Raw genomic sequence first — 11003 nt, 5'->3', positions numbered from 1 at the left:
GGGCCGGGGCTCGCGGAATCTCAGTCCGGTCGGCTCAGGTGATGTCGTCCATCTGCTCGTGCCGGGCGGCCGGCACCGGCGCGGAGGAGGCGTTCGGCGTCCCGGAGGCCTCGATCGCCTCGGCACCGGCGACCGGCGCCACCGAGAGGTCGAGGTGCGAGGCCTCCTCGTCGTCCAGCGCGAGGTCCGGGTTGCGCCGGGCCTTGCGCCGGTCGTTCAGCACCGCCACACCGACCGCGAGGAAGTACAGCGCCCAGATCGGCGCGGCCAGCGCCAGCATGCTGAGCGGGTCGGCGCTGGGCGTCGCGAAGGCGGCGAACACGGTGATGCCCATCACCATGCCGCGCCACCAGCCCAGCAGCCGCTTGCCGGTGACGATGCCGGCCATGTTCAGCATGATCAGCAGCAGCGGGAACTCGAAGGCCAGACCGAAGACCAGCACCAGCCGGGTGGCGATGTCGAAGTAGTCCGCGGGCGGCAGGATCGGCGTGGTGTCGTTCGGGGTGAACGAGATCAGCACCTCGACGGTCAGCGGCAGCAGCATGATGGCCAGCCCCACGCCGGCCAGGAACAGCGGCGCGCCGCAGGCCATGAAGACGACCGTGTACTTGCGCTCGTGCTTGTGCAGGCCCGGCGCCACGAAGGCCCACAGCTGGTACAGCCAGATCGGGACGGTGGCGACCACACCGGCGGTCAGGGCCACCTTGAGCATCCAGTTGAAGCCCGCGGTCAGACCGATCGTGGAGACCTGCGCGCAGCGGCCCTCGGTGGACTTGATCGTCTCCGCGTTGCACTGCGGCAGCGGCTTGAGCAGCAGCGCCTCGATCTGCTTGTGGAAGATCAGCGCGATGATCGTCATCAGCACGATCGCCAGGACCGACTTGACCAGCCGGTTCCGCAGTTCCCGCAGGTGGTCGGCGAGGGCCATCCGCCCCTCGGGATCCTTGGGCGCCTTCGACGCCTTGGTGAGCTTGCTCAACCCCGGTCCTCAACTCGTGCGTCGGGGCCCGCCGGTCGACGGGCCTCCAGTGGTCGCGCGTGCCGCGCGTTCAGCGCGCCCCGCCACCCGGAGCGGACTGCCCTGCGGACTGCCCGGTGGGCTGCTCGTCCACCGGGCGCGCGGACGCGGACGCGCCCGGAGCGGTCTGGATGGTCCTCGCCGTACCGCCGTCGGCCACCGCCGGGGCGGGCGGCGCCGGGGTGTCGGCGGTTCCGTCGGTGCGCATCGCCTTGGCCTCGCTCTTGAGGATCCGTGCCGACTGGCCGAGCGAACGCGCCAGCTCCGGCAGCCTCTTGGCGCCGAAGAGCACAATGGCAATGACCGCGACCAGGAGGATCGCGGTGAACGAGACCCGCATGCTCGACCACCTTCAGTCTTGGCGGCACCCGACAGGCCGCCCGCTGCGGGGATGGTAACCGCTGCGGGTGACGCCCTGACGACGGCCGCCCGAACAGGACAGCGGCCCCCGTTCGCGTTCAGGGGCCAACTGAGAGCGTAACGCGCCCCTACGTCCGAGCAGCAGTCCCCGGGTGCCCCCGATCGGTGTGCCCGGCCGGCCCGACCCGTCAGGAGCGGCCCGGCGCCGAGGCCGCGAGGTCCCCGGCCGCCTCGGCCAGCGCCCGCGAGGCGGCGTCCACGCCCTTCGCCAGCGCCCGCACGTCCAGCCAGAGCCGGACCGCGAGGACGCCCAGCACCAGCAGGCCGGCGGTGGCGAGGAGGACGGCGGCGACGAGCATCCAGGACATGGCCCCACCCTATCCGTCCCGGCTCACCCCTCGGCCGGCACCAGCCGCATGGTCCGCACCCCGGCCCCGGTCAGCGCCTCGACGATCTTCTCCCCGGCCGGCTTGCGCACCGCCGCCCCGCACAGCGGGCACCCGAAGCTGTAGTGCGCCTGCGCCTCGGTCCGGCCGAAGGTGAGGCGGAACGCCTCGACGGGCAGCTCCACCTTCTCCCGGCACTCCGAGCAGTACACCTTGAATCTGGTACCGGGCTCCACGGCTCAGACCTGCCCCTCCCCGTAGTGCGCCAGCGCCTCCAGCGCCGCCGCACGCGCCTGCTCCGCCAGCTCGGGCGGCGAGACGATCCGCCCGTCCCGGCCCAGCCGCAGCGCCAGCGGGCGCAGCTGCGAGGGGTCGGCGCTGCGCAGGGTGATCCGCAGTCCGCCGTCGGGCAGTTCCTCGGCCTGGTCGTGGGTGTAGTACTCGGCGACCCAGCGGCCGCCGGAGGAGACCTCGACGACCACCTCGGGGTCGTCGGCGGAGGGGTTGACCAGTCCGCCGGAGAGGTCGCGCGGCTCGCGCTTGGGCGGATCGGCGGGGACGTCCAGGACCCTGATCTCGGCGACCCGGTCGAGCCGGAACATCCGGTGGTCCTCGGAGGTCCGGCACCAGGCCTCCAGGTAGGTGTGGCCCTCGGTGAGCAGCCGGATCGGGTCGACCTCGCGCTCGGTCATGCCGCCGCGGCCGTGCGAGTAGTAGCGCAGCCAGAGCCGGCGGCCCTCGCTGAGGGCGCGGTCGATGTCGGCGAAGACGTGGCTCTCGGCCTCGAAGGTGACGCCGACCCGGGCGCTGCCCTCGGCGCTCTCCCCCGCCGCGTTCTCGATCTTGGCGACGGCCCGGGTGAGCGCCTCGCGGTCGCCGGCGCGCAGGCCGGGCAGGCCGGCGACGGCGCGGGCGGCGACGAGCAGCGCGGTCGCCTCGTCGGCGGCCAGCCGCAGCGGCTGGGCGACGTCGTCGACGTTGTGCCACCAGATCCGCTCGCCGTCGGTGTCGATGTCGAGCAGGTCGCCGCCGCGGAAGCTGGTGCCGCACATCGGCAGGACGTTGAGGTCGCCGATCAGTTCGCGCTCGCTGATGCCGAAGGCGCGGGCCACCTCGGCGACCTCGGCGCCGGGCCGCTCGCGCAGATAGGTGACCAGCGAGAGCATCCGCCGGGTCTGGTCGATCGCGTTGCTCATGCCCGCACACCCTCCACCACAGTGCCGGCCACCGCGCGCAGCCGGTCGATGACGTCGGCCCGCAGCTCCTCGGGGCCGACCACCAGCACGTCCGGCCCGAACTCGGCGAGGTCGGCGCCGAGCCCGTTGCCGTACGGGATCTCCAGCTCGTCCCAGCCGTCGTCGGCCCGCCGGGTGGCGAGCGCCTTGGTGCGCAGCGGGAAGCCCGCGCCGCGGCGGACCCTGACCACGGCGGTGGCGGTGGCGCCCTCGCCGGCGAACTTGGCGACGGTGGCGCGGACGTCGACGTGCTCGGGGACGGTGCCGAGGAAGGCGCCGGAGCGGGCGCGGACCTTGCCGGTGATCCGGCTGAGCCGGAAGACCCGGGCGTCCTCGCGGTCGCGGTCCCAGCCGGCCAGGTACCAGTGGCCGCGCCAGCACTCCAGGGCCCAGGGCTCGACGGTGCGCTGCTCGACGGCGGCGGCGCCGGCCTTGCGGTACTCGAAGGTGACCGGGCGGCGGTCGCGGGCGGCGGTGAGCAGCGGCTCGAAGGCGGCCTCGCGGGCGGGGATGCGGGGTTCGAGGGCGGGGCGGCGCTCGGTCTCGGTGAACGGGATGCCGGCCGCGCGCAGCTTCTGGAGCGCGCCGCTGGCGGCGCCGCTCATCTTGGCCTGCTGCCAGACCCGGGCGGCCAGGGTGAGCGCGGCGGCCTCCTCGGCGTCGAGGGCGATCTCCGGCAGGCGGTTGCGGTCGGCGCGGGCGAGGTAGCCGAGTTCGCCGTCGAGGGCGTTCTCGTCGACGTCGATGACCAGTCCGAGTTCGCGCAGGTCGTCCTTGTCCCGCTCGAACATCCGGTTGAAGGCTTCCTCGCTGCTGTTCTGCCAGGCTTCGCGGTAGGCCTCGATCGACTCCCGCAGCTCCTTCTTGGAGAGCGGTCGTCGGGTGTTCATCAGGCACAGGGCGAGATTCATCAGCCGCTCTGCCTTGGCGATCGCCATCGGTGACCCTTCCGGTGTGCCGCGCAGGGCGCGGGGTGCGCCCGCCGGGGCGTCGTGGACCCGGCGGGACCGACCGTACCGGTAGCGGTACTCCCTGCAAAAGCCAAGGCCCGCCGACCCGCGTCGGCCGCCCCGGCCCGGGGCGGGCCGCACCCCCACCGGGAGTGCGGCCCTGGCGATCAGCGTCCTCAGACGGAGATCAGGTCGACCACGAAGATCAGGGTCGAGCCCTTGGGGATGGCCGGGGTCGGCGACTGGTCGCCGTAGGCCAGGTGCGGCGGGATGACCAGCTCGCGGCGGCCGCCGACCTTCATGCCGGCGACGCCCTGGTCCCAGCCGGCGATGACGCGGCCGCCGCCGAGCGGGAACTTGAAGGTCGAGCCGCGGTTCCAGCTGGCGTCGAACTCCTCGCCGGTCGCGTAGGTCACGCCGACGTAGTGGACCTCGACGACCTGGCCGGGCCTGGCCTCGGCGCCGGTGCCCTCGACGATGTCGCGGATCTTCAGCTCGGTCGGCGGGTCGCCGACCGGGAAGTCGATCTCGGGCTTGCTCACTAGTGCCTCATCTCACGGTTGTTTCGTTCCATGACCAAGCGGCGGGCGCCCGCACCCCGGTCCGTTCCCGGACCACGGTACGGGCGCCCGCCGCCCTCCCGGGTCCGGCCACGCGGCCGGTCCCGAAGGTCACACGCACACCATTGTCACCCGAAAGTGGATCAGCCCTGACCGGCGTCGAGGATGTCGACGACGAACACCAGGGTGGAGTTGGCAGGGATGTCGCCCTGGGCCTGGTCCTTGTAGCCGAGCGAGGCCGGGATGACGAGCTCGACCCGGCTGCCGATGGTCTGGCCCTCCAGGCCCTGGTCCCAGCCGGCGATGACCTGGCCGCCGCCGAGCGGGAAGGAGAACGCCTGGCCCTTGCTGAGCGAGGAGTCGAAGACCTTGCCGTCCTTGTACAGCGCGCCGGTGTACTGGACGAGGATCTTCTCGCCCTTCTCGACCTTGCGGCCCTCGCCCTTGATGAGGACGTGGCTCTTCAGCTCGGTCGGGTCGGCGGCGCCGGGCACCGGGGTGATGTCGGCGGGCTTCTTGCCGTTGTCCTTGACCTGCGGGAAGTCCGCGGGCGGCGGGGTCACGGTGCCGCTGACGACGGCGTCGGGGGCGTTGCTGTTGCGGATGTCGATGACGAAGATCAGGTTGTCCTGCGCCCCGATCTCCATGCTCGGGTTGCCCTGGGCGCCGAAGGCGGCGGCCGGCGGGGCGACGACGAGCAGCCGGGAGCCGGCCTTCTTGCCGATGACGGCCTGGTCGAGCGCCGGGATGAGCGCGTCGGTGCCGGCCTGGAAGATCTGCGGCTTGCCCTTGTCGTCGTACGAGGAGGGGATGTCCTTGCCGGTGTTCCAGTCCTTGCCGGTGTAGTCGACCGAGGTCCAGGAGTTCTTCTCGACCTTGGGGCCGCTGCCCTCGGAGAGGACCTTGACGACGAAGCTGCCGTCGGCCGCCTCGGCGGGCACCTCGATGTTCGCCTTGGTGCCGAAGTCGCCGGTGATGTTGGGCAGCACCTTGGCGCTGTCCTTGATCGGCGGGACCGGGTCGGCGGTCGGCGTGGCCGGGGCGGACTTGGCGGTGTCCGGCTTCGCGGCGGCGGAGTCGTCGGACGAGCCGTCCTTGTTCACCAGGTACAGGGTGACGGCGCTGCCGATCAGCAGGACGCCCAGGACGGTGCCGAGGATCACGCCGAGCCTGCCGACGCTGCCCGGGTTCTCGTCGTACCCGGCCTCGGAGGTGTCCTGGCGGCGGACGGTGGAGGCGAAGATCTGCGGGGCGTCCTCGGTCTTCGTCGCGGTCCGCGGTGCGTCCCCGGACCCGCCCCAGCCGGCCTGCTGCCGCAGGATCGCCGGGGGGACGATGATCGAATCACCGTCGCCCGGGAGCGGGCCGCCGGGCCGCGAGTCGGCCGGGTCTCCGGCGGAGTTTCCGTGCGCGGTACCGGACCCGCCCGGGCTCGACGCTTTCTCAGACATGACTCCCCATCCATCTCGCCACGAGGTCTTCGAGGTCTACGGCCGGCGTGGTGGCGCCGGGGTGCTGCCGCACTGCCCGCCCGGACCCCGGGCGCCGGCGGCGCCTACCACAGTGCGAGGGCAGTATGACAGGTCAGTATGAGGGCGGGCGCTTGCCCGTGCGAGCGCCCGCCCAAGCGTACGGAACCACCCCGCACTCGAACCACCCCGTGCGGAGGATCTCCGTGGAACCGCGGGCGCTACACGGCCTCCAGGACGTCCACCACGAACACCAGGGTCGAGTTCGGCGGCACGGCGCCCTGCGCCTGGTCCTTGTAGCCGAGCGACGGGGGCACCACGAGCAGCACCCGGCTGCCGACGTTCTGGCCGACCAGGCCCTTGTCCCAGCCCTCGATGACGCTGCCGGTGCCGATCTGCAGGGCCTGGGCGCCGCCGTGGCTCCACGAGGAGTCGAACTGCTGGCCGTTGCTCCACAGCACGCCGGTGTACTGCACGACCAGGGTCTGCCCGGCCTTGACCTGCTTGCCCTCGCCCTTGATCAGCACGGCCTGCTGGAGGTCGGGCGGCGGCGCCTGCCCGGCCGGCACGGTGATGGTGACGGCGGCCTTGCCGTTGTCCTTGACCTGCGGCAGGTTGGCGGGCGGCTGCGTCATGGTGCCGGAGAGCGTGGAGTCCGGCGGCAGGCTCTCCACGATGTCGAGCACGAAGACCACGGTGTCGCCGGGGCCGACGCCGAGCTGGGTGGAGCCCTGGGTGCCGAACGCGGCGGCCGGCGGGGCGACGACCAGCAGCCGGCTGCCGACCTTCTTGCCGATGACGCTCTGGTCGAAGGCCGGCACCAGCTGCCCGCTGCCCGCCTGGTAGAGCTGCGGCTTGCCGCCGGAGTCGTAGGAGCTAGGCAGGTCCTTGCCGGTGGTCCAGTCCTTGGCGGTGTAGTTGACCGTCACCCAGTCGCCCTTGTTGACCGCGGAGCGGTCCCCCTCGCTGACGGTGTTCACCACGAACTGCCCGCTGGGCTGCTGGCCCTCGGGGATGGTGATGGTGGCCTTGCTCCCGAAGCCCCCGCCGGACAGCGTCGGCATCGGCGAGGCCTCGTTCACCGGGGTGGGCACGGTGGGCGCGGCGGTCGGCGAGGCCGTGGGCGTGGCCTCGCCGGCGGGCTTGGTGGAGCTGCTGCAGGCCACCGCCAGCAGCAGGGGCAGGGTGAGAAGCAACCCGGCGGTGCGGCGCACGGCGTTCCTAACTGTCGGTCAAAGTCGGCTCTCCGGACTCCGGCTCCGGACTCGACGGACAGCGTATGCGCAGACGGTGCCCGGTCCCGGTAGGCACCACCGGGACGGGACACCGTGAAGATCACACCGGCGGGGAGGCGGCCCGTGCGCCGCTCCCCCGCCGCGCGCCGGTCACATGCCGGCGATGAGCTTCTCCACCCGCTCGTCGACGGAGCGGAACGGGTCCTTGCAGAGCACGGTGCGCTGCGCCTGGTCGTTGAGCTTGAGGTGCACCCAGTCGACGGTGAAGTCGCGGCGCTGCTCCTGCGCCCGGCGGATGAAGTCGCCGCGCAGCCGCGCCCGGGTGGTCTGCGGCGGGATCGACTTGGCCTCGAAGGTCTTGAGGTCGGTGGTCACCCGCAGCGCCTGGTTCTTGGCCTGGAGCAGGTAGAACAGGCCGCGGCGGCGGTGGATGTCGTGGTAGGCGAGGTCGATCTGGGCGACCCTGGGGTTGCTCATGCTCATCTGGTGCTTCTCGCGGTAGCGCTCGATGAGCTTGTACTTCATGATCCAGTCGATCTCGGTGGCGACCCCGTCGAGGCGTTCGGTCCTGACCGCCTCCAGGGTGCGGCCCCACAGGTCGAGGACACGGGCGATGGTGCCGGTGTTGATGCCCTTGCGGTCGGCGAACTCCAGGGCCTTGGTGTAGTACTCCTCCTGGATGTCGAGCGCGCTGGCCTCCCGGCCGTTGGCCAGCCGGACCTGGTGGGTGCCGGTGAGGTCGTGGCTGACCTCGCGGATCGCCCGGATCGGGTTCTCCAGGGTGAGGTCGCGCATCACCACGCCGGCCTCGATGAGCCGCAGGACCAGGTCGGTGGAGCCCACCTTGAGCAGGGTGGTGGTCTCCGACATGTTGGAGTCGCCGACGATGACGTGCAGCCGGCGGTAGCGCTCGGCGTCGGCGTGCGGCTCGTCGCGGGTGTTGATGATCGGACGGGAGCGGGTGGTCGCCGAGCTGACGCCCTCCCAGATGTGCTCGGCGCGCTGGCTGACGCAGTAGACCGCGCCGCGCGGGGTCTGCAGCACCTTGCCGGCGCCGCAGATCAGCTGCCGGGTCACCAGGAACGGGATGAGCACGTCGGCCAGCCGGGAGAACTCGCCGTGCCGGGCGACCAGGTAGTTCTCGTGGCAGCCGTAGGAGTTGCCGGCGGAGTCGGTGTTGTTCTTGAAGAGGTAGACGTCCCCGGCGATGCCCTCCTCGTGCAGCCGCCGCTCGGCGTCGACCAGCAGGCCTTCGAGGATGCGCTCGCCCGCCTTGTCGTGCGTCACCAGCTCGACGACGTCGTCGCACTCGGGGGTGGCGTACTCGGGGTGGGAGCCCACGTCGAGGTAGAGGCGGGCACCGTTGCGCAGGAACACGTTGCTGCTGCGGCCCCAGGAGACTACGCGGCGGAAGAGGTAGCGGGCGACCTCGTCCGGGGACAGCCTGCGCTGTCCGCGGAACGTGCAGGTGACGCCGTACTCGTTCTCCAGCCCGAAAATTCGGCGGTCCATGGGCCATCCATTCTCTGATGGGAGCTGTCCGAAACCGCCTCCGCGAAAGCCCGTCCGGGCCGCCGCAGGGGCACCGGGGTCCCGTGCGGCCGCCGTCGCCGGCCGCCGCGCGGGACCCCGTGGGCACTACTGGTCGGAGTCGCCTGGCGGGGTGGCCGCCGGCTTCTCCGTCCCGTTCGTCGCGTCCGGCGCGCTCTTCCCGCCGGCGTCGTCGGAGTCGTCCGACTCGGCGGACTGGTCGCCGTCGAGCAGCCGGGCGAGCTGGCCGCCCAGGATCCGCTTGAACTTGCGCTGCTGGAAGCGCTGGCGGTCCAGGACCGCCACCTCCAGCTGGTCGGGGGTGAGGGTGCGCGGGCTGCCGCCGTTGGGGTCGCGGGCGAGCGAGTCCACGGCGACCTTGACCGCCTCGGTGAGCGAGAAGCCGGCGCGGTGGCGCTGGCCGAGGTAGTTGCCGATCGAGTCGGCGTTGCCGCCGACCACCACGTAGTTCTTCTCGTCGACGACCGAGCCGTCCGGGGTCAGCCGGTAGATCTGGTCGTCGTCGGCGGTGCGGCCGACCTCGGCGACGATCAGCTCGACCTCGTAGGGCTTCTCGCCGACCGAGGAGAAGATGGTGCCGAGCGTCTGGGCGTAGACGTTGGCCAGGCCCCGGGCGGTGACGTCGGCCCGGTCGTAGGTGTAGCCGCGCAGGTCGGCGTAGCGGACGCCGCCGATGCGCAGGTTCTCGAACTCGTTGTACCGGCCGACCGCCGCGAAGGCGATCTTGTCGTAGATCTCGGACACCTTGTGGAGTGCCCGGGAGGTGTTCTCGGCGACGAAGACGATGCCGTCGGCGTAGGTGAGCACGACCACGCTGCGACCGCGCGCGATGCCCTTGCGGGCGTACTCCGCGCGGTCCGCCATGGCCTGCTGGGGGGAGACGTAGAACGGTGTCGACACCGGCGGCCCCTTCCTTCCTCAGTTGATGGCTAGAGCAGCGGGGCCTGCGGCCCGTTGGGGTGGGCCAGGCGCTGGTCGGTGATGGAGACGGCGATCTCGGTGACCTCGGCCTCGGTGAGCCGGCGGAAGCCGTCCTCGGTGATCAGCGAGACGATCGGGAAGATCTTGCGGGCGAGGTCGGGCCCGCCGGTGGCGGAGTCGTCGTCGGCCGCGTCGTAGAGGGCCTGGACGACCATGGTGGCCGCCTGCTGGGCGCTCAGGTCGTCGCGGTGGAGCTTCTTCATCGAGCCGCGGGCGAAGACCGAGCCGGAACCGGTGGCGGCGAAGCCGCGCTCCTCGGAGCGGCCTCCGGTGACGTCGTAGGTGAAGATCCGGCCGCGGCCGAGGTCGAGGTCGTAGCCGGCGAACATCGGGACCACCGCGAGGCCCTGCATCGCCATGCCGAGGTTGCCCCGGATCATGGTGGTGAGCCGGTTGGCCTTGCCCTCCAGGGAGAGCACGGTGCCCTCGATCTTCTCGTAGTGCTCCAGCTCCAGCTGGAACATCCGGACCATCTCGATGGCGAGGCCGGCCGTGCCGGCGACGCCGACCGCGCTGTACTCGTCCGCCGGGAACACCTTCTCCATGTCCCGCTGGGCGATCACGTTGCCCATGGTCGCGCGGCGGTCGCCGGCGAGGACCACTCCGCCGTCGAAGACCGCGGCGACGATGGTCGTGCCGTGCGGGGCCTCGATGACGCCCTCGGGCAGGCGGCGCCGGCCGGGGATCAGCTCGGGGCGGTGGGTCTCCAGGAAGTCGAGGAACGACGAGGACCCCGGGGTCAGGAAGGCAGCCGGTAGACGCCCGGTGCCACGAGTGTTGGCTTCCACACGATTCCTTCCAGGTAGCTTGAAGCGCGCACTGCCCGCACCCTACCGGCCGGACGATCACTGTCCAGCACGGTGGAGGGCCGGACCGGGCGGACGGACGGCTCCCGCCGCCCGTCCGCCGTCATCGGTCGCAACCGTGAATTCCCGGAATACCGCCGGGCGACCGCCCGGATTCGACCGGGACTACTGTCCGCCCTTTTGCACGAACTGGCGCACGAAATCCTCGGCGTTCGATTCCAGGACCTCGTCGATTTCGTCCAGAACCGCGTCGACGTCGTCGCTCAGCTTTTCCTGGCGTTCCTTGAGGTCTTCCGAATTCTGCGCTTCCGCGGCCTGCTCCTCGACCTCCTCGGAGGAGCGGTTCGCCCGCTGCTGGCCGCCGCCGGTGTCCTTGCTCGCCATTTACCTCACCCCGCTCGATGCTCGATCGTCTGGCACGGTTTGGTCGTTGCTTGCTGCACCGACCCTAT

At 71.6% G+C, this 11003-nt stretch carries 13 protein-coding genes; all 13 read right to left on the bottom strand.

Annotation, left to right across the window (positions count from 1 at the left end):
* Positions 1–34: 34 nt before the first annotated feature.
* Positions 35–928, bottom strand: a complete 894-nt coding sequence (gene tatC / locus ACFU74_RS18980; RefSeq protein ID WP_380758056.1) for a twin-arginine translocase subunit TatC — start codon at positions 926–928, stop codon at positions 35–37.
* A gap of 121 nt (positions 929–1049) precedes the next feature.
* Positions 1050–1358, bottom strand: a complete 309-nt coding sequence (gene tatA / locus ACFU74_RS18975) for a Sec-independent protein translocase subunit TatA (RefSeq protein ID WP_380758054.1) — start codon at positions 1356–1358, stop codon at positions 1050–1052.
* A 208-nt stretch (positions 1359–1566) separates the two neighbouring features.
* A complete protein-coding gene (locus tag ACFU74_RS18970) occupies positions 1567–1746 on the bottom strand; it encodes a hypothetical protein (RefSeq protein WP_380758051.1) in 180 nt (59 codons plus the stop codon).
* Positions 1747–1769: 23 nt separating this feature from the next.
* A complete protein-coding gene (locus ACFU74_RS18965; RefSeq protein WP_380758049.1) occupies positions 1770–2000 on the bottom strand; it encodes a hypothetical protein in 231 nt (76 codons plus the stop codon).
* Positions 2001–2003: 3 nt separating this feature from the next.
* Complete coding sequence (locus ACFU74_RS18960; protein WP_380758047.1) at positions 2004–2960, bottom strand: helix-turn-helix transcriptional regulator; 957 nt, start codon at positions 2958–2960, stop codon at positions 2004–2006.
* On the bottom strand, positions 2957–3937 hold the full coding sequence (locus ACFU74_RS18955) for a helix-turn-helix transcriptional regulator (protein ID WP_380758045.1): 981 nt from the start codon (positions 3935–3937) through the stop codon (positions 2957–2959). Before ACFU74_RS18955 ends, ACFU74_RS18960 begins: the two co-directional genes overlap by 4 nt.
* A 188-nt stretch (positions 3938–4125) precedes the next feature.
* Positions 4126–4491, bottom strand: coding sequence for an FKBP-type peptidyl-prolyl cis-trans isomerase (locus tag ACFU74_RS18950; RefSeq protein ID WP_380758043.1), 366 nt, complete (start codon positions 4489–4491; stop codon positions 4126–4128).
* Between the two features lie 161 nt (positions 4492–4652).
* A complete protein-coding gene (locus ACFU74_RS18945; protein ID WP_380758040.1) occupies positions 4653–5960 on the bottom strand; it encodes an FKBP-type peptidyl-prolyl cis-trans isomerase in 1308 nt (435 codons plus the stop codon).
* Between the two features lie 239 nt (positions 5961–6199).
* A complete protein-coding gene (locus tag ACFU74_RS18940) occupies positions 6200–7192 on the bottom strand; it encodes an FKBP-type peptidyl-prolyl cis-trans isomerase (protein ID WP_380758038.1) in 993 nt (330 codons plus the stop codon).
* 171 nt (positions 7193–7363) lie between these two features.
* A complete protein-coding gene (pafA, locus tag ACFU74_RS18935; RefSeq protein ID WP_380758036.1) occupies positions 7364–8725 on the bottom strand; it encodes a Pup--protein ligase in 1362 nt (453 codons plus the stop codon).
* A 126-nt stretch (positions 8726–8851) separates the two neighbouring features.
* Positions 8852–9664 carry a proteasome subunit alpha gene (prcA, locus tag ACFU74_RS18930; RefSeq protein WP_380758033.1) on the bottom strand — a complete coding sequence of 271 codons (813 nt, stop codon included), beginning with the start codon at positions 9662–9664 and terminating at the stop codon, positions 8852–8854.
* 29 nt (positions 9665–9693) lie between these two features.
* A complete protein-coding gene (gene prcB / locus ACFU74_RS18925) occupies positions 9694–10533 on the bottom strand; it encodes a proteasome subunit beta (protein ID WP_380758031.1) in 840 nt (279 codons plus the stop codon).
* Positions 10534–10716: 183 nt separating this feature from the next.
* Entirely contained in the window at positions 10717–10935 is a 219-nt protein-coding gene (locus ACFU74_RS18920) for a ubiquitin-like protein Pup (protein WP_380298058.1), read from the bottom strand.
* Between the last annotated feature and the right edge of the window lie 68 nt (positions 10936–11003).

Origin of the sequence: Kitasatospora sp. NPDC057500, from assembly GCF_042802195.1 — a bacterium.
Classification (GTDB): Bacteria; Actinomycetota; Actinomycetes; order Streptomycetales; family Streptomycetaceae; genus Kitasatospora.
The sequence above is the reverse complement of the archived record's forward strand: the minus strand, read 5'-3'. Positions and strand labels throughout refer to the sequence as shown.